Consider the following 17,988-nt stretch of genomic DNA (forward strand, 5'->3'; position numbering starts at 1 on the left):
GGGACGGCCACCAGGAAAGAAACCGGCCCCGTCCGAACATCCGGCCCGGACCAGGCGGGGTTCAGATCCCTCCGGCCGACGGTGGCCTCTCCAGCGGGCGCACCACGATGTTCCCGGCCCGGCCCCGGCCGATCTGCGGGAACCGCGAACGGGCAACAGGTACCCCGTCATGACGTGGGCAGCGTCCTCGCCACCGGCGAGGCGTACAGCCGCACCGCAATATGGGCACAAAACCACGGTGCGTCACATAAACGACAAGAAGGCATTCCTAAACTCTGATGACGCACAGTGACACGATCTGATGTAAAGCTGGGCAAACAGTCATCACCTATGAGGAGGAACCAGCGTCCCGCTCGGGTCTGAACTCCGCGCACTTCGTAACGTTTCTGTCGTGTGGTGGCAGCGCGGAGCGGCCGTTCAGATACCCGCCTCGGTGCGGCAACGATGGGCCCGCTGGTGTCGGCATCCGGTTTCCGCCCGACTGCTGTAACGCACCGGCATGCGGAAGAGAGGGACAGACAGCTATATGAAGATCCGTAACTCCCTGGCCTCGTTCGGGGCTGCCGCGCTACTGATACTCGGGACCTTCAGTGGCCTGGAGTCTCCCGCGGCGGCGGCTGGTCCGGATGACGCGGTCTCCCAGTCCACGTCGCAGGACGACGGCCGCACCGACACCGGATCCGCCACGGCGGCTCCCATGGCCCCCGCGGACAACGCGGAGCAGGCCAGCAGCAGCTCCGAGCGCGGTCTCGCACGGTGCTGGAACGGACGTGTCTCGGGCCGGGACTTCTACATGACGTGTTCCGGTAACGGCTACAAGGTCTACCTGGACTGCACCAACGGCCGGTACAAGTTCAACACCGTCTTCTACGGCACGTGGAACCATCGGCTGACCTGCCCGGTGGGCACCTCCGCGGTCTGGGGAGGCAGCTGGCAGTGACCTCGCTCGGCATGAGCTGAGGAATCACCCGGCTGGTGTGTGGCCTCGGAAATCGAGGTCGCACACCAGCCGTTGCCTTGCAGATGCCATGGCATCACCGGATTACCACCACGGCCGCCTACGAATGCCCTTCACGCGCGCCGCCGGTCGAGCCAGCCCGGAGCTTGCCCGGCTACTGACCGATGCCGTCGGCCGGCTTCAGCTCGGGCGCCGGGGCGGCCCCACCACCCTTCTGCGTGGACAGCGGGCGCGGCTTGATCCCGGGCGACGGCGGCATGGCAGGTGCCGCAGGCCGCGACCCGCTCATGGGCGCCCGTTCCACCCGGCGGGGCAAAGTCCACCGCTGTACCTAGTAGCCCTGACCAGCCATAACACCGTTCACCTTGAGTCGAGGCTTGTCAATCTTGCTGCTGCGGAGTATATAGATGGTGTCGTCATGCGCATCTCGTCTTCGGGAGAGGAGTGACTGATGATGCTCATGCGAACCGACCCCTTCCGCGAGCTGGACCGCCTCACTCAGCAGGTGCTGGGCACCGCGGCGAGGCCGGCGGCCATGCCGATGGACGCCTTCCGCGAGGGCGACACCTTCGTCGTCGAGCTCGACCTGCCCGGCGTGGACCCGGAGTCGATCGACCTGGACGTCGAGCGCAACGTGCTGACGGTCAAGGCCGAACGCCGCCCGAGCACAAGCGAAGGCAGCGAGATCCTCATCTCCGAGCGGCCCGCCGGAGCCTTCAGTCGCCAGCTTTTCCTCGGTGAGACCCTGGACACCGAGCGCATCGACGCCTCCTACGAGGCCGGGGTGCTGCGACTGCGGATCCCGGTCGCTGAGCAGGCCAAGCCTCGCAAGATCGCCATCAGCGGCGGCGACACACGCAAGCAGATCAGCGGCTGAACCGGCAGCGACGGGCGGGGGTCCCGGATACGGGCTCCGCCCGCGCGACAAGCCTCCCCTACGGGCCGTCCACTCGGGAGGAACCAATGCCTATGCACTGGGGCGCGTTCTTGTCCGCAGTCCAAGACCGCGGCGAATACTCCACACAGGCCGAGGCCGAACGGGCCTCCCGCGTCGTTCTCGCCCTGCTCGGTGCGCATCTGGTGGGAGAAGTGCGAGCCGAGCTGGCCGCCCGGCTCCCCGAGACGCTGGCACTCATCCTGCTCAACCCTCTGCAGGCGCATGAGCCACTCTCGCCCGAGCGGTTCGTCAGGGCGACTGCCGCCTGGATCGACGGCGCGACCGAGAAGACCGCCTGGTGGGACGTCAGTGCCGTGCTCAGCGTCGTGGCCGACACCGCGGGCCCAGCCCTGATCAACCGGGTCCTGATCCAGCTCCCGCCGGGCTACGACCTTCTCTTCGGCCACCCCCAGCCGAGCTGAAACACCGGCAGCGGTGGGATGGGAAGGAGCCCGGTCCGAGAGCTCCGTCAAAAGGCGGCCCCCGTGGTGGTCAGTTCGGCACAGGGCGTGCTGGATCGCCGTATCGGTGGCCTTCTCCACCGGCTGCCAGGCCATCACCCGGGAGGACAGGGAGAGCACGACGGCCCGGCGGCCGTCGCCGGTGACGCCGGCGCGGGTGGCGTAGCCGGGGACGCTGCCCGGGTGGGTCCAGTACCAGCCGCCACAGGGCAAGGGGAGCCGGGCGACGCCCAGGCCGTACCGTCCGCCGAGACGCGTGTCCACGGTGGTCCTCATCTCCGCCAGTTGCGCGGGACGCAGCAGTCGGCCGCCCATGAGCGCCTGCCAGAAGCGGGTCAGGTCATCGGTGGTGGTGATCAGCTCAGCGGCTGGACCGGCCCAGCTGTGATTGAGCCTCGTGGTGTCGATCAGTGGCCCGCCCTCGGTGAACTGCTCGTAACCTCTGGCGTGCGGACGCGGCAGGTAAGCCCGCCGCTGGGGCGTAAGCGTGTGGGGCGCGAAGGTGTTTGTCAGGCGCAGCGGCCGCAGGATGCGGTCGGCCACCTCCGTGGACCAGTCACGACCGGTCACCTTCTTGATGATCATGCCGAGTACGACGTAGTTGGTGTTGGAGTACGACCAGCTCCCGTCACCGGGCTTGTGCCGCATCGCTATCGCCAACAACCGTTCCGGCGGGATGTCGTCGTTCCAGTGGCAGCGGTACCCCTGGGCGGAGGTGAGGACGGGCAGGTCGTTGGCATAGTCGTACAGGCCGCTGGTGTGCTGGAGCAGCTGCCGCAGAGTGATCCTGGTGCCGTCGTTGCCGTTGCCCTGCACCACGCCGGGCAGCCACCTGTCGACGGTGTCGTCCAGGGACAGCCGCCGCTGCCCCGCGAGTTGCAGCACCACCGTGGCCACGAACGTCTTGGTATTGCTGCCCATTCGGAAGTACCCGCCCTTCGGCACCGGTCGGCCGGTTCCCAGGTCGGCCACTCCGCTGCGAGCCGACCACCGGCCGCGCGGAGTGCGCACCTCTGCCTGAACTCCGGTGACACCGGCGGAGCGGATCGCGTCCACGTCGTGCCGCAACACCCGCTGGCTTTGATCGTCCACGGCCGCGGTCGACGCGGCCGGGAGCGCCCCGGCGCTGAGAAGGGCGAGAACGGCCACCAGTGCCACGCGCCCTTGCCGACGGCGCGCTGCGCGGGCGCCGCGTCCGCTCCCCTTCACGGCATGCACGTTTACCGCACCTCTCCTCGCCGCCTCGCGGCCACCCCTGTTCTCGTGTTCTCGAAACCACGCATGGGCTGTGCGGTACGCGGAACGCGGGGGACCATCCACGGCTCATATAACACCCGCTCTCGCGGTGCCGGCCTCCTTCCTCGGCCTGGTCCTGCCGGAGCTCGCGCGCGACGAACGATGTACTGCCGCGTCGTGCTCCACGACGATGTCGTGCCACGCGGTCACGGCCGACGTCGACGGGTTCCGCCCCCGGGCATCTGACCGTGCCTCAAGGCTGCCGCTCAATCCACCCAGTCGTGCAACCCCACTCGAAGAGCCCCGGTCAGCTCGGACGGGGCGATCTGCAGAGCCATGGTGAGGGCGGCGATCAGGCTGACTCCGGCGCCTGGAGGAGGCATCGGCTGCCGCCGCGGCGGGGCTGCCGAGGCGGATACGGTGGACGCGGCCGCGCTCGCCGCCGATGCCTACGACGAGGGCCAGCTCCAACCCGCCAGCAAGGCCGCGCAACACAGGCCTAGAACGAGGCCCACGGCCTGGGCGTCGACGCGCCGGCGATGGGTGTCGAGGAGCCACAGGCGTTCCGCCTCGTTGGCGGGACCGTGCCGCACCAACTCGGCGAACTGCTGCAACCGGTCTGCTCGGCCACCTCACCGATGTGCAGTCGCTCGGCCGAGGTTTCGGTAGACGTCACGCAACGCAGTCCAGGACTTGATCTAGACCTCGCTCCAGTTCGTAACGTTGGCGGCATGACCAGCACTGATCAACAGCCGCTCAGCTCGCCCTTCTCTGCTACCAGCACGGCCCAGGACGTCATCGCCGGCTTCGACCTCTGCGGTAAGAGCGCCGTCGTAACCGGGGGCTACTCCGGACTCGGCCTGGAGACCACCCGCGCTCCGCCGGCGCCGACACGGTACGGAAAACTTTCGCCGTCAAGGCGACCAGCCCGGACCAGCTCACTCGGCGGTCGACTGGCGCCGGGGGAAGAAAGATTGAGCCATGGCACACCGCAATGCACCCGCTGCGAGCACCGCCGCCCTGGCCACCAAGATCAAGCACCAGTTGCCAGGCGGCATACCGGCGTAACGCTGCACGTGCCCGCCGCAGCGGCGGGTCCCCCCCGTACGATGGGTTCGCGGAAGCGACCGATGAGCGAGGGGTGCCCGAAGTGATTAGAAGGTTGCAGGCGGTCGCGCTGGACTGCGCCGACCCGGTACAGCTCGCGGAGTTCTACGCGGATCTGCTCGGCGGCCGGGTCGTCGCGGACCCGGAGGACTCCGACTGGTTCGAGGTGCACGGGTTCGAGGGAACGCCGCTGGCCTGCCAGCGCGTGGACGGCTACCAGCCACCCGAATGGCCCGGCCAACGGCACCCGCAGCAGCTCCACCTGGACTTCGACGTGGACGACCTCGACGGGGAAGAGAAGCGGGCGCTCGCCCTCGGCGCGACCTTGCTGGAGCGGACGGACCAGATCCGCCCCGGGGCCAACTGGCGGGTCTATGCGGACCCGGCCGGCCACCCGTTCTGCTTCTGCCTCCACTGAGTTGACCGCAGCCGCTGGGACATGCTTGTCGCACGACTCTGTGCACTGAGCCTGTGGCGAGCGGGCCAGGGTAGGTCTGAGTGAGACCGCGCTCCACCGTCTCACCCGCGCCACCCCGGTCACCCGCCGGCCGTCCGGCGGCAAGGCCGTCAGTGCCCTGCCCGCCCGGTAACACGCGCCAGGACCGGCCGGGGCCTCGTGGCCCTGGCGCGGTACAAGTCCCGCACAAGCTCTGTGACGATCGGCGTGCAGCCGCGGCGGCGCATCACCGGGGCGCACAACTCGTTTCAGCTCACCCGCCCGTCCTCAGAACGGACGGCTGCCGGGTATCTGATAAGGAGGAACCACGCAGCCGGTAGAAAAACGGCGGCGTGAAGGCGTTTGCTGCCGGCCGCCGAAGCAGCCGGTCAATACGTCCGACGATGAGGCGGCCAACGCTCGACAGGCGGACGCTGACGGCGGACAGACACGGCACTCTGCGTAGGGCGAAGTATCCGAGGGAGCCTGCGATACCTCGGCCGTCACCTGAACGAGCGATTTCACCCTGGGGTCGGTGGCGCCACACTCGGGAGGGGGACGGTGCGCACATCCGTTTCCCCTGTTCCGCAGACCGAAGGAGGACCGTCATGTCCATGTTCATGCGTGTCAGGTCCGTCGGTGCGGCGGCAGCCCTGTTCTTGGCGGCGGCGGCCGCCACGGGGCCTGTGGCCGCCGCCGACCCCGGGCGCACGCAACGGGCAACCTTCAACTGCGCCGGTTCGATCAACGTGAACGTCCATCCCGTCAACGGTGCCGTCGACGGCAGAAGCAGCAGCAACTTCCGCTGTGCGACGCCGGATGAGTCCTTCCCGGCCGAGCTGATGATCTCCGGCTCGGTGACAGGCAGCGGCGACCTCTTCTACCAGACGCGAACCACTGACACTCTCAGGCGGACGGACACGGGTCAGAGCCTCCGGTTCACGATCGACCGTCGCTTCGACCGGGACACGACCGCCGCGTCCGGCAACGCCACCGAGCGTGGCACCGGCAGCCAGGCGCGCGACTCCGGCACCGGCATCTTCGGGACGGGCACGAATCTGGTGACGTTCGTCATCACCGACAACTACATGCTCGACATCAACACCTGACCACCGCGGGAGAACCTGCGCCTGGTAGCCGCTCCGGCAGCACAGGCCAAGGCCGGTGGTCCCCGCTACGGCCTGTCCGGCGGATCATGAGCGTGTCCCTGGTGACGCCGCCGGTCGCCCAGGCGAGCAGGTTGACCGTGCCGTCGCGGTTCTCGCGGCCGAACACGATCCGCTCGCCGTCGGTGCTGTGGTGGCCGTCGGGCGCTGCGGTGCTGTTGTGGCCGTGTCCTTGCCGAAGCGGCCGATGGCGCCCGCACCGCCGATGCCTTGTCCGCACGCGCCGCGAGCCCGGCGGCGCCGGAGGCCACGCCGGTCAGGAAGAGCGCCGCCCGAAGTCGTAGTCGTACACGCGTCGGCGAGCCCGGCGGCCAGGGCGGACGCGTGCCGCTCCCCCGCGCCGTGCGCGCCCCTTTCAGGGGTGAACACGGGAGCATCGCTTGGCACCGAGCACCGCTTCCCCGATCCTTGGCACGACGGGTGGCCGTCGACGCACTTCTTCGTCACCGGATCGAGGAGCGCACCTGGATGAGGACGTCTTCCACCGTCCGTCCCCGGCCCGCCGCCAACTACACCAGCTGCGCGGCCGTCACCTCCGCCGGCCCGACCGGCGAGGGTGACTTCTTCATCTCCGCGCAGTCCGACGGCCTTGGCGGCCCGAACTGCGGCACACCCCCGGGCGAGGAACACTGACCGCACCAGGGGCTCCAGGGGCACCAGGCGCCGGGCGCCCACCAGCGGCTCCCTGGTCGCGGCGGAGGGCCTGGGTGCTGCTGCTCCTGGTGTGCCTGTTCGGGTGTGGGGCGGCCGTGGGAGCGCACGGTCTCCAGCCCCTGCTGTCCGCTGAGACGATCATGCCTGCCTCGGCCGAGTCACTGCGCGCCGACGCCGTTCTGGTCTCCCGTTTCGGCGCCGGGGAACCACACCTGTTGCTCCGCGCCACGGCTTCCGGATCCGTCGACGACGCGGAGGCCGCGAGGGCGGGCCAGGACCTCACCCGCCGACTCGCGGCCGACCCTCGCACCGTATGGGTACGCGGCTACTGGCCGCATGGGCCCGCCGAGTTACGTACGGCCGACGGGCGCCGAGCACTGGTGCTCGTCCGCTTCCGAGGGGACGAACGCGCGGCGCGCTCCGCCGGGGACGACGTCATCGCCCGGTACACGGGGCAAGCCGGCCCCTTGCGTATCTCCGCAGCCGGAAAGGTCGCCGTCCTCTCCGAGAGCGATCGTCTGAGCGAGCGCGGACTGCGCCTGGCCGAGACCGTCACGGTGCCCCTGGTGCTGCTGGTCCTGCTGTGGGCGCTCGGGAGTGCGGTGGCGGCGCTGATCCCGGTGGTGGTGGGTGTACTCGCCGTCGTCACCACCACAGCGTTCCTGCGCCTGCTCACCGAGGTCACCCCGGTGTCGGCGTTCGCTCTCAATATCACCACGGCCCTGGGGTTCGGGCTCGCCGTCGATTACTGCCTGCTCCTGGTCAGCCGCTTCCGGGAGGAACTGGCTGAGGGGGCAGCTCCCGGCCCGGCCCTGCGGGCCACGCTGCGGACGGCCGGGCGTGCCGTGAGGTTCTCCGGGGCCATCGTCGCCGTGTGCCTGGCCACGTTGCTGCTCTTCCCGCTCCCCCTGGTCCGGTCGATCGCCTACGGCGGTGTCACGGTGGTGCTGGCCTCCGTCGCGGCGGTGCTGGTGGTGGTTCCGGCTCTGCTGGTGCTGCTCGGGGAACATGTGAACCGCTGGGACGTCTTCGCCCGGCTGCGCCCTCGCGGAAAGGTTCGCCCCGGTGAAGGGGCGGGGGCGTGGTACCGGCTGGCCATGTGGGTGACGCGGCGCCCGGCAGCGGTCACGCTCGGCGTGCTGCTGCTTCTGGGGCTCCTGGCCGCACCGTCGGCCCTGACGAGGTTCGGCATGTACGGCGACCGGCTGCTCCCACAGTCCTCCCCCGTCGCCCGGACGACCCGGGAAGTGCGCACCGACTTCGCGGCGAACGCGTCACAGGGGGCGTTCGTCGTGCTTCCCGGTCTGCGGGCCGCACGTTCCGCGGACGCCCTCGACGCGTACGCCCGCCGGTTGTCCCGCGTCCCGGGCGTGCGGCGTGTGGATACGGCCAGCGGCGCCTACCAGCAGAGCCGGAGGTCGGAGCTGCCGGCCGGCAGTGCCGACCGGTATGCGGCCGGCACCACCACGTGGCTGTCGGTGGTTCCCTCCCCCGCTGCTCCTCCTGCCGCGGGTACCCTCACGCCGGAGGCGAGGGCCCTGGCCGAGAGGCTTCGTGGACTGCCCGCTCCGGTGCCGGCGCTTGTCGGCGGGGCGGGAGCCCAGTTGGCGGACGTGGAGGAGGCGCTGACCGCACGGCTGCCGCCGGCCGTCGGCATCGCGGCCTGCGTCACGTTCGTGCTGATCTCGGCGTTCGCCCGCAGCTTCCTCATACCGGTCAAGGCACTGCTCCTGAACGCCCTGAGCCTGCTGGCCACCTTCGGGTTCCTGGTGGCCGTCTTCCAGGAAGGGTGGTCGGCCGGCCCGTTCTCCGGGCCCCGGGGCGTGGGCGTCACCGATGTGATTGCGCCGATGATGTTCTCGATCGTGTTCGGTCTCTCCATGGACTACGAGATGTTCCTGCTGTCACGCATCGTCGAGGAGCACCGTCGTGGTGCTTCCACGCCGACCGCCGTGGCCACCGGCCTGCAACACAGCGGGAGGCTGTTCACCTCGGCAGCCGTCGTGTTCGCGACCGTCTCGGCCTCACTCGCGCTGTCGGACCTGCTGCACTTGCAGGTGGTGGGTGCCGGGCTGGCCATGGCGGTCCTGTTGGACTGCACTCTCATCCGCGCGCTGCTCGTCCCCGCGGTGATGCAGCTCGCCGGCCGGGCGAACTGGTGGCTGCCGGGCCCGGATCGTCACGTCAGGAAGACCGGCAGGGACCGGAGGCCGTAGACGATGGAGAGCTCCCGGAAAGCCGCCTCCTCCGGTTCGATCGCCAGACGCATGGCCGGGAAGCGTCGTAGCAGCGCGGGGTAGGCGGCCCGTAGCTCCATTCTCGCCAACTCGGCGCCGATGCAGCGGTGAATTCCGTGACCGAAGGCCAAGTGGGCCGGAACGTGGCGGGCCGGATCGAATTCCCCGGCGCCCGGGCCGTAGGAGCCGTCGCGGTTGGCGGCACTGAGCGAACACAGCACCAGGTCTCCCCTCGCTATTCTCACCCCGGAGATGACGATATGCCGCCGGGCGAACCGCGGGAACGCCACCTGGACCACGGAGAGGTAGCGCAAAAGTTCCTCCACCGGCCCGTCGACGGAGATCTGTCCGTCGCGGATCCGGCGGCATGTCTCGGGGTCCTGCAGGAGAATCAGGGTGCCCAAGGCCAGCATGCTTGCCGTTGTCTCCAGCCCGCCGATCAGTACTCCGTCGACCAGGCCGGCGAGTTCCCTGTCGTCGATCTCGTCGCCGTGCTCGCGGACGAGCATGCCGATCAGGCCGTTCCCCGGGGATACGCGCTGCTGTCGCACGAGTTCGACGAGCTCTGTCATGGAACTCGACGTCGCACCGAGGATTCCGTCAGGTCCATCGGACGCGTCGAAACGGGCCATGCTCAGTTTCTGGAACTCCGCTCGTCCTGCGTGCGGAACGCCGAGCAGTTCGCAGAGTGTCAGAGCGGGAAGGGGCAGGGCGAACGACTGCACCAAGTCGACAGGGCCGGCTGCGCCCGCCATCGCGTCGAGCCTGGTCTCAATGATCTCGTCAATCACGGGAGCAAGTCGCACGAGCCGCCGGAGGGTGAATTCCGGGGTCAGCAGGCGGCGGAGCCTGGTGTGATCGGGCGGGTCGGTGAATCCCAGCCCCCCAGGATTGCGTCCCGCGTCGACGCCCGCCTGCTCCACCAAACGGGAGAAGTCGTTACTGAACGCGTCCGCCTGACTGAGAACAGCCTTGACCTCGTCACGGCCGGTGACCAGCCAGGCGTTCACGCCGAACCACTTGGCCACGCTGACGATCGGTTCCGATCCGCCCTCCCCGGCTGCGCCGACGACGGGGTCCAGCCCCTCACGGCGCAGGGCGTCCGATATGGAATCGGGCAGCAGCGCTGCCGCTGGGAATCCAGCGCCCCTTCCGCCCGTTGCGCGCATGCGCAGAGCATGCAGACGCGCCAGGAGAGACAGGAGGGGCACAGCAAGGCAGCGGCGGTGACGACTGCTCACACCCGGACCGTAGCGCCCCGCCGCTCACCGGAGGCGAGCCTTTCCGCCGATTCAGCCGAACCGGCGGAAAGGCCGGGCAACGCGCATACCTGCCGGGGTGCGGAGGTGGGCGTCCCGGATGACTGGGGCCAGGTGGTCAGATCCGCCAGGCGCGGATGCGGTCGGCAGCGGCGTACGCGTCACTGCGCCCGGCGTCGATGTCGCGGGCGAGGTCTATCAGCGCGCCGTACGGGGCGTCGATGCCCTCCCCGGCGGCGTTCATGTACGCCACGACGATGCCCGCGCCGAACAGCGCGTTGCGGGCCGGGAGCGGACGCAGCCGGATGACGGCGTGCATGAGCGCGGCCGCGCGCCAGGCGTTGTCGACGAGCGCGCCGACCTTGGGGGTGTTGACGCGGTGACGTCCGACCGCCGCGACGAGACAGCTGAAATCGTGGATGACGGGCGCCTTGGGCAGGACCTCCGCCTGACGCTCCAGGAGCCACCGGATATCGATGTGGAGCTCCACAGTCAGGCGGCCCGCCCCGGAGCGTCCAGCCGGTCGGGGGCGTCGTCGGGGAAGGCCGCGTCGAACACATCGGCATTGTCCGCGACAAAGGCACGGAACACCTCGGCCGCACCTTCCAGGCGGGGATCGCGCACAGCATTGATCGCGGCCTCGGTGATGAGCGCGGTCACCGTGGTGCCCTCGGCCTCGGCACGCTCCTGGAGCCGCGCGTGGAGTTCCTCGGGGACCCGGATCGTCACAGGTTTCGATGCCATGCCCCGACCGTACAGCAGGGCGTACAGCACAGGTACAGGTTCAGCGGAATCCCTCAGATTTTCCAGGCGCCCAGCGGGGTCCGCCCGGTGCCGGGCTCTTCCCGGACCGTGGTGGCCGAAGGCGCGGCGGTGTTCAGCACGGGAGCGCCCAGCTGGGCGTCCAGGTCCCGGCGGCGCCGTGGCCGGCCGTGGTGGCGGTCAGGTGGGCGCGGAGTGTGCCAAGCGCCGGGTGGGGATTGTCGCGGTGCCACAGGAGCGAGTGCGGGTAGACAGGGGTCGGATCGGTCACCGGAATACGGCGCAAGCCGTGGCCGGCGGGCCAGACGAGGCGGGAGTCGGCGCCCATGAAGGTGGCCAGGGCCGGGGTGTCGGCGATGGTGTCGAGGAGCGCGTCGGAGCCGAAGTTGGGGCCGGTCGCCTCGATGGTGAGGCCGAACTCGGCGACGAGGTCGTCGTAGTAGGCGGCCCACTCGGTGCCGGGGACGATACCGGGCATCCAGATCCGGTGCCCCGCGAGCTGCGCGACGGTCACTGAGCGGGCCGCGGCCAGCGCGTGCGCGGGGCCGGTGAGGAGCTGAAGGTTCTCATCGAGCACCCGGACGCATTCGATGTCCTCGGGAAGGGGGTGCCCGGGCGCGGCGACGGCGCGGAAGGACGCGTCGATCGCACCGGAGCGGATGGCCTCGACGGCCGTGTCGATATCGAAGAGCATCACCACGTCGAGGTCCGTCTCGGGGTGCGCGCGGTGGAAGCCGCGCATCAGCGCCGACTGTGCGCTGCGCGAAGCGATCACGTCGACGCGCAGCGGCCTGTGCCCGGCGTGCACCGACGCGGCCGCGCGCTCGGCCACGCGCAGCAGCTCACGCGCGTGCGGCAGAAGTGCCTGTCCGTCGATGGTGAGCTCGGCACCGCGCGCGGTGCGGGTGAACAACCGCACACCGAGGTCGCGCTCGAGCGCGGCGACGCGCTTGGAGACGGCCTGCTGCGTGACGGCCAGCTCGACGGCGGCTACCTGGAACTGTCCCGCGTCGGCGACGGCGACAAAGGTCCGGACGGCGTTGAAGTCCATACCTGCCACCCTAGCCACACAACCAATGGTTGTGCGGTAGAGGCCCTGTAGTTGTTTGACCAGTAGTGATGGCGCTCGCTTTGATGCTTTTGCTAGCTGGTTGGTTGTGCGAGAGGGCGGGCGTGGGCGTGCGGGGCGGGCATCGGCTGGGGCGGCGGTTCGGGTGGCTCCGGGCGGCCTACGGGACCAGCGCGCTGGGCACGTGGCTCGCCTTCGGCGCGTTCCCGCTGATCGCCATCGAGGTGCTGGACGCCGGACCGGCCCAGGTCGCCGCCCTCTCCGCCGTGGGAACGGCCGTGGGCGCCGCCGTGGCGGTGCCGCTCGGACCGTGGGTGGAGTTCCGCCGCAAGCGGCCGGTGCTGATCACGACGGACCTGGTGCGGTGCGTCGCCCTGCTGACGATCCCCGCCGCGTTCGCCCTCGGCGCGCTCACCTTCCTCCAGCTCCTGCTGGTCGCGGTCGTCGTCGCGGCGGCCGACATCACCTTCCGCGCCGCCTCCGGCGCGTACCTGAAGACGCTGCTGCCGGCCGAGGACCTGCTCGTCGCCAACGCCCGGCTGGAGTCCACGGCCTGGACGACCACGATCGTCGGACCGCCGCTGGGCGGCGCCATGATCGGGCTGCTCGGCCCGGTGGCGACGGTGGTGGCCGACGCGGTCAGCTACCTGCTCTCGGCCCTCGGCATCCGCGCGACGGGCAGCGACCACGAGCCACCGCCCGGGCGCAGGGAGGCGGCGCGCATGAAGGCCGGGGATCTGCTCGACGGCTGGCGGCTCGTCCTCGCCGACCCGACGCTGCGTCCGCTGTTCTTCAACACCGCGCTCTTCAACGGCCTGGTGATGGCCGCCTCGCCACTGCTGGCCGTCCTGATGCTCGGCCGGCTCGGGTTCGCGCCGTGGCAGTACGGTCTCGCCTTCGCCGTCCCCGCTATCGGCGGCCTGCTCGGTTCGCGGCTGACCCCGCCGCTCGTCACCCGGTTCGGCCGGCACCGGGTGCTGGTCGCGGCCGGGGCGCTGCGCGCGGTCTGGCCGGTCGGCCTGGCCTTCGTGGGACCGGGGACCGGTGGGCTGGTGCTGGTGATGTGCGTCGAATTCGGGCTCATCTTCTGTTGCGGAGTCTTCAATCCCGTCTCCACCACCTACCGCCTCCAGCGCACTCCGGCCGACCGGGTCACCCGCACACTGTCCGCCTGGGCCGTGACGACCAAAGCCACGACCGCGCTTCTGACAGCAGCCTGGGGTGTGCTGGGCAGCCTGCTCGGCCCGCGCACGGCCATCGGTCTGGCCGGTGTGCTTCTGCTGACGACTCCGCTGCTGCTCCCCCGCCGCAGGACAGCGCCTACCGCCGAGCCGGAGTCGTCGCAACGTGCTGTCGGTGAGGGACCGGGCGGTGGAGGCTATCGCCGACTACGTGGAGAACGTACGTCCCCGGTTCGGCTGCGAGGGCCGGCGAGCCACCCGATCACTCCGGCAAGGAAAGACCTACGTGACCTCCGGTGATCAGTGCGGCGCGACCGGCGGGCTGCCCAGTTCGTTGATGAGGCGCCGGTATGTTTCGAAGGCCGGCTTGGGGGTGTAGTCGTCGCGCATCAGGCCGAAGCGGTGGAAGAGTCCCTCGGCGGTGCTGTCGGCGTCTCGCAGGGCGAAGAACGAGTATCCGTCAATGTTCAGGTCGGCGGAGAGGGCGGCCACGGTTCGCACGACGGTTTCGAGGACCGCGGCCTGTCGCTGCTCGCTGCGGTCCGGTCCGGTGGGCCAGCCGTTCTCGCAGATGCGGACCGCGACGCTGTCGGGGATGCCGACTCTCTGAAGGTCGGTGCGCCGGAACGCGGTGAGGACCGCAGTGACCACTTCCGCCAACTGCTCAGCGGCGATGGGACGGAACACGTCCGGGAAAAAGTCCAGGCCGACGTAGTCCAGGCTCTGCCGGAAGCGGTCGTCGGCCAGGGTGCCGAGCTCGGACCAGAAGGTGTCGGCCGGGTTGAAGGTCGGCACGGCGTTGAATCCGACCGCCACACTGTGACCCAGGGCCCGCGCCTCCTGCTTGGCCGCGACAACCCCCTCGATCAGCGCATTCAGAACGTTGGGGATGCTGCCGTCGACCACAGGCAGGTCGGCGTTGGGCTCTTCGCAGATCTGGACGGATGCCAGGTTCGGCCCGCCGGTGCGGACGGCCTCGCGGACGAACTCCAGCCACCCCTCCAATTCGCCGGACGGCTCACGGAACTGCAGCACGAGGTCCAGCTTGCGGCCCCGTTGGAGATATGTCGCAGGATCGGCGGGCGTGGGCGGTTCCAGCGGCGTCACGGTCGCGGCGAACGAGTGGTAGGCGCGCACCGACAGGCCGGCCGTGTCGCCTTGGAGCGTGTCAAGCGCCTCGGTGATGCGGTCCGGCACGTCCGGGCGGACCGGGTGGACGATGCCCTGTTCGTCGCCCAGGATCCCGCCGGGATAGATACCGAAGTGCAAAGTCACGCTTTACCCCACTTCAGAAATCTTGGTGTCACTGCAAATTTGTGGTGACTCTATCATCTGGGCATGGGCCTTCGAGAGACCAAGAAGCAGCAGACCCGCACGGCGATCGCCGACTCAGCCCTGCCCCTCTTCCTGGAGCACGGCTTCGACCAGGTCACGGTCGCCGAGGTGGCACGACACGCAGGCGTCTCCACCAACACCGTGTTCAACTACTTCCCCACCAAGGAAGACCTCTTCTTCGATCGCCAGGCAGAAGTAGAGGGCCATCTCGCCACACTGGTACGCAACCGTGCCCCCGGCGCCTGCCCGGTGGAGACCATCCGCGACGACCTGCTGACCGCCCTGCGGCGCGAAGACCCCGCGCTCGGGCTGCACCCCGACGCGCCGCGGTTCTGGCAGGTCATCCACGACAGCGCCGCGCTGCGCGCACGCGAACGCGAGATCAGCGAACGCGCCGAGGCCGCGCTGGCGGCCGCCCTGGCCGAACACCCGCCGAATACCTCCACCAGATGGAACCAGGGCAACCACTCAATGTTCAGGCTCCTCGCAGGGGCCATCGCCGGCACACACCGGGCCGCCCTGCGCGAACTGCAACAACGAATCCTGTCCGGTGAACCACCCACCGACGCCCGGGACAATGTCGCCACAGCGGCAGCCCAGGCATTCAACCTGCTCTGCCACGGACTCCACGCCGACGCAGACCAGGCGTCGCAGGAGCTACGGCTCCCCCAGTAACTCCGCAGCCCAGCCGAGGCATTCAGACAGTTCCACTACCCGACCGTCACCATGAGGCTCGGCGAAGCGGAAGCGCGAGGACGTCAACACCATGCGCCAGTGCACCGCGGACCGCACCGGCTGGCCTGCGCCCAGGGCCTGTCGGTACCGGGACGCACCAGCACGCAGCCGGCTCCCGAGGTACGGGCTTCGTCCAGCAGCGACCGCAGGATGCCGTACCCCTCGTCGTGCGGCAAGCCGCCCGACCCGAGCCGGGCGCCTTCGCGCAGGACGTTGTAGGACATGTGCACGCCGCTGTCGGCCACGAACTGCCGCACCGCTGACGTGCTTAGGCGAGCGGTGTGCCGGTACTGGCGCGCGGTCCGGACGGGAAGGCCAATCTCATCGCAGCACCATTCGAAGGCGGCCTCGTCGTCCCTGGCCGTGATGGCCAGCAACTTGTCGCCGAGCGCCGGCCGGTTCTCGCGTAGTCACCGGCCGCCATCACCGGGGCCGCGGGCCCCGCAGAAGCACCGTGACCGCGATGGCGGCGCACCCCAGGGCCGCCGCGGTGCAGCACAGCGCCAGCCGCAGGCCCTCGACGAAGGACTCCTCCGCCCAGACGGTGACTCGCGCCGGTGCCGGGCCCGCGCCCGGTGGGTCGAGGCTCGCGGCCGGGCCCAGGGAGATGGCCGACCGGACCAGTTCATGAGCCGAGGCATCCGGCATCCCGGCCTCTACGGCCCGTTCGAACAGGGACTGGCGCATCCGGGCGGTGAGGATCGCACCCAGCGCGGCTACGCCCACGACCCCGCCGAGCTCCCGGAGCATGTCCATGACCGCCGAGGCCACGGCTGTGCGACCGACCGGTGACCGCTGGACGACGGCGACCATCGCGGGGACGAAGGCCAGCCCGGCCCCGGCGCCGAGGAGCGGGAGCAGCCACCAGAACTCGGCGTACGCGGCGTCCCTGCCGTACCGGCCGATGCCCGCCAGGGCCAGGGCGCACAGCGCCAGCCCGGCGACAAGGGGCGTACGCGCCCCGTACCGCGCGGTCAGGATTCCGGCGGCGGGGGCGGTGAGGACGATGAACGCCGAGGCGGAGAGGAACAACATGCCTGCCCCTGTGGCCGACCAGCCGAGGACATCCTGGAGGTACAGGGTCAGAAAGAACAGGCCCCCGAACAGGCCCGCGCTGGCGGTGAAGCAGGCCAGGGCTGCTCCCGCCCACAGCCGGTCGAGCAGCAGCCGCACGTCCAGCATGGGGTCGGTGCCTCGCGACTCGATGAGGACGAAGACGGGCAGCGCCAGCGCCGTCACCACGAGAGCGACGATGACGAGCGGGGCCCGCCAGCCGTCGACAGGGCCCTGAACCAGGGCGTAGACCAGGCTGCCCGGGCCGAGGACAGCGAGCAGCTGCCCGGCGGGGTCCCAGCGGGCCGGGGCCGGAGCCGGACGGGGCAGCACCCGCAGCGCGAGGACCAGTGCGGCAGCGCCGATGGGGATGTTGATCCACAGCACACTGCGCCAGCCGAGCCAGTCGACCAGCGGCCCTCCCACCGAGGGCCCCAGCGCCACGCCGAGGCCCCCGGCCGCGCCTCTGACGCCCAGGGCACGGGCGCGCCGCCGGTCCTCGGTGAAGGTATGGCGGAGCAGGGCGGTGCTCGCCGGCAGGACCATGGCCGCCCCCAGGCCCTGCACCGCCCGGCCGGCCATGAGGGAGGTCAAGTCGCCCGCAGCGGCACCGAGGGCGGAGCCCGCGATGAAGGTCACCAGCCCGGCGAGGAACGCCGGCCGATGGCCGATCCGGCCGCCGATGGCCGATGCGGACAGCAGGGTGGCCGCGAGGACGAGCGTGTAGCCCGCCACCACCCATTGGAGCCCGCTGAGCCCCGCCCCCAGTTCCGCCCCGATGTGGGGCAGTGCGTTGTTCATCGCGAGGTTGTCGAGCATGGCCATGAATACGGAGCTGGAGAGCACGCCGAGGATGTACCGGGGTCGTCGGACGGTGGTGGCGCGGGTGCCGGCGACCTCTCCGGTCACGGGTGGGGCCCCGCTCCGGGCGGCGAGTGGAGCCGGGGCAGGGCGAGGTACCACTGGGTGGCTGTCTTGATGAGGTCGAGGTGCTGGTCGTCCAGCGGGCGGACGACAGGCGCTTCCGATCCCGCCACCAGGGATCCGGGCGGGATCCGGCGGTTCTCCTGCACCACGGTGCCCGCTGCCACGACGCAGCGTGAGCCGATGCGGCTGCCGTCCAGCACGGTGGCGCCCATGCCGATCAGCACGTCGTCTCCCACCTCGCAGCCGTGCAGGGTGGCGTGGTGGCCGACGGAGACCCGGGCGCCGAGACGAATGGGGTATCCCGGGTCGGTGTGCAGGACCGCACCGTCCTGGATGTTCGACTCCGCTCCCACGGTGATCGCATCGCCGTCCGCGCGCAGTACGGCGTGGAACCACACGCTGCTCCGGGCCGCGAGGGCGACCGGCCCGAGGACGACCGCGGTCGGCGCGATGAACACCGTGGGATGGATGTCGG

Annotated in this window: 17 protein-coding genes and 3 pseudogenes; 10 read left to right on the top strand and 10 right to left on the bottom strand. The window is 70.2% G+C overall.

Annotated elements, in window-relative coordinates; all coding sequences use genetic code 11:
- Positions 1–526 precede the first annotated feature (526 nt).
- The 3 genes from ABZ951_RS06885 (at position 527) to ABZ951_RS06895 (ending at position 2,317) form a co-directional block, all read left to right on the top strand.
- The gene (locus ABZ951_RS06885; protein WP_344083751.1) at positions 527–940 is read left to right on the top strand and encodes a hypothetical protein; all 414 of its coding nucleotides are present in this window, start codon (positions 527–529) and stop codon (positions 938–940) included.
- A gap of 472 nt (positions 941–1,412) precedes the next feature.
- Entirely contained in the window at positions 1,413–1,835 is a 423-nt protein-coding gene (locus tag ABZ951_RS06890; protein WP_344084280.1) for an Hsp20/alpha crystallin family protein, read from the top strand.
- 86 nt (positions 1,836–1,921) lie between these two features.
- Positions 1,922–2,317: a DUF2267 domain-containing protein gene (locus tag ABZ951_RS06895; RefSeq protein WP_344084277.1), complete on the top strand. Its 396-nt coding sequence runs from the start codon at positions 1,922–1,924 to the stop codon at positions 2,315–2,317.
- A gap of 150 nt (positions 2,318–2,467) precedes the next feature.
- Here ABZ951_RS06895 and ABZ951_RS06900 read toward each other — a convergent pair.
- Both ABZ951_RS06900 and ABZ951_RS06905 read right to left on the bottom strand, forming a co-directional pair.
- Positions 2,468–3,676: pseudogene (locus ABZ951_RS06900) on the bottom strand (serine hydrolase domain-containing protein); the annotation flags it as partial.
- Positions 3,677–4,110: 434 nt separating this feature from the next.
- Positions 4,111–4,206, bottom strand: a pseudogene (locus ABZ951_RS06905) (MerR family transcriptional regulator); the annotation flags it as partial.
- Between the two features lie 117 nt (positions 4,207–4,323).
- Between ABZ951_RS06905 and ABZ951_RS06910 the strand changes: the two are divergent.
- From ABZ951_RS06910 to ABZ951_RS06930, 5 genes and pseudogenes are all read left to right on the top strand, one after another.
- Positions 4,324–4,470 (top strand): annotated as a pseudogene (locus ABZ951_RS06910) (oxidoreductase); the annotation flags it as partial.
- A gap of 272 nt (positions 4,471–4,742) precedes the next feature.
- Positions 4,743–5,117, top strand: coding sequence for a VOC family protein (locus ABZ951_RS06915; protein WP_344083749.1), 375 nt, complete (start codon positions 4,743–4,745; stop codon positions 5,115–5,117).
- Positions 5,118–5,743: 626 nt separating this feature from the next.
- Positions 5,744–6,244, top strand: coding sequence for a hypothetical protein (locus ABZ951_RS06920; protein ID WP_344083746.1), 501 nt, complete (start codon positions 5,744–5,746; stop codon positions 6,242–6,244).
- Positions 6,245–6,769: 525 nt separating this feature from the next.
- On the top strand, positions 6,770–6,934 hold the full coding sequence (locus tag ABZ951_RS06925) for a hypothetical protein (protein WP_344083743.1): 165 nt from the start codon (positions 6,770–6,772) through the stop codon (positions 6,932–6,934).
- A gap of 116 nt (positions 6,935–7,050) precedes the next feature.
- A complete protein-coding gene (locus ABZ951_RS06930) occupies positions 7,051–9,171 on the top strand; it encodes an MMPL family transporter (RefSeq protein WP_361279283.1) in 2,121 nt (706 codons plus the stop codon).
- Here ABZ951_RS06930 and ABZ951_RS06935 read toward each other — a convergent pair.
- From ABZ951_RS06935 to ABZ951_RS06950, 4 genes are all read right to left on the bottom strand, one after another.
- The gene (locus tag ABZ951_RS06935) at positions 9,135–10,361 is read right to left on the bottom strand and encodes a cytochrome P450 (RefSeq protein WP_344083737.1); all 1,227 of its coding nucleotides are present in this window, start codon (positions 10,359–10,361) and stop codon (positions 9,135–9,137) included. The genes ABZ951_RS06930 and ABZ951_RS06935 overlap by 37 nt on opposite strands.
- A 208-nt stretch (positions 10,362–10,569) precedes the next feature.
- Complete coding sequence (locus ABZ951_RS06940) at positions 10,570–10,947, bottom strand: toxin Doc (RefSeq protein ID WP_344084274.1); 378 nt, start codon at positions 10,945–10,947, stop codon at positions 10,570–10,572.
- Positions 10,944–11,195, bottom strand: a complete 252-nt coding sequence (locus ABZ951_RS06945; protein ID WP_344083734.1) for a ribbon-helix-helix protein, CopG family — start codon at positions 11,193–11,195, stop codon at positions 10,944–10,946. Before ABZ951_RS06945 ends, ABZ951_RS06940 begins: the two co-directional genes overlap by 4 nt.
- A 133-nt stretch (positions 11,196–11,328) precedes the next feature.
- On the bottom strand, positions 11,329–12,264 hold the full coding sequence (locus ABZ951_RS06950) for a LysR family transcriptional regulator (protein ID WP_344083731.1): 936 nt from the start codon (positions 12,262–12,264) through the stop codon (positions 11,329–11,331).
- A gap of 128 nt (positions 12,265–12,392) precedes the next feature.
- On the opposite strand from ABZ951_RS06950, the gene ABZ951_RS06955 reads away from it, so the two are divergent.
- Positions 12,393–13,763, top strand: coding sequence for an MFS transporter (locus ABZ951_RS06955; protein WP_344084271.1), 1,371 nt, complete (start codon positions 12,393–12,395; stop codon positions 13,761–13,763).
- Here the strand turns inward: ABZ951_RS06955 and ABZ951_RS06960 are convergent, their stop codons facing one another.
- Positions 13,764–14,738 (bottom strand): hypothetical protein, encoded by a 975-nt coding sequence (locus tag ABZ951_RS06960; protein WP_344083728.1) that lies wholly within the window; start codon positions 14,736–14,738, stop codon positions 13,764–13,766.
- A 63-nt stretch (positions 14,739–14,801) separates the two neighbouring features.
- Between ABZ951_RS06960 and ABZ951_RS06965 the strand changes: the two genes are divergently transcribed.
- The gene (locus ABZ951_RS06965; protein WP_344083725.1) at positions 14,802–15,473 is read left to right on the top strand and encodes a helix-turn-helix domain-containing protein; all 672 of its coding nucleotides are present in this window, start codon (positions 14,802–14,804) and stop codon (positions 15,471–15,473) included.
- A gap of 83 nt (positions 15,474–15,556) precedes the next feature.
- On the opposite strand, the gene ABZ951_RS06970 is transcribed toward ABZ951_RS06965, so the two are convergent.
- Genes ABZ951_RS06970 through ABZ951_RS06980 form a run of 3 tightly spaced genes read right to left on the bottom strand, consistent with a single transcriptional unit; the run spans position 15,557 to position 17,971 of the window.
- The gene (locus tag ABZ951_RS06970; protein WP_344083722.1) at positions 15,557–15,910 is read right to left on the bottom strand and encodes a hypothetical protein; all 354 of its coding nucleotides are present in this window, start codon (positions 15,908–15,910) and stop codon (positions 15,557–15,559) included.
- A gap of 46 nt (positions 15,911–15,956) precedes the next feature.
- Complete coding sequence (locus ABZ951_RS06975; protein WP_344083719.1) at positions 15,957–17,495, bottom strand: DHA2 family efflux MFS transporter permease subunit; 1,539 nt, start codon at positions 17,493–17,495, stop codon at positions 15,957–15,959.
- On the bottom strand, positions 17,492–17,971 hold the full coding sequence (locus tag ABZ951_RS06980) for a gamma carbonic anhydrase family protein (protein ID WP_344083716.1): 480 nt from the start codon (positions 17,969–17,971) through the stop codon (positions 17,492–17,494). The genes ABZ951_RS06975 and ABZ951_RS06980 overlap by 4 nt, the downstream gene beginning before the upstream one ends.
- Positions 17,972–17,988 lie beyond the last annotated feature (17 nt).

It is taken from the genome of Streptomyces sp. NPDC046215 (assembly GCF_040646215.1).
Classification (GTDB): Bacteria; Actinomycetota; Actinomycetes; order Streptomycetales; family Streptomycetaceae; genus Streptomyces; species Streptomyces stramineus.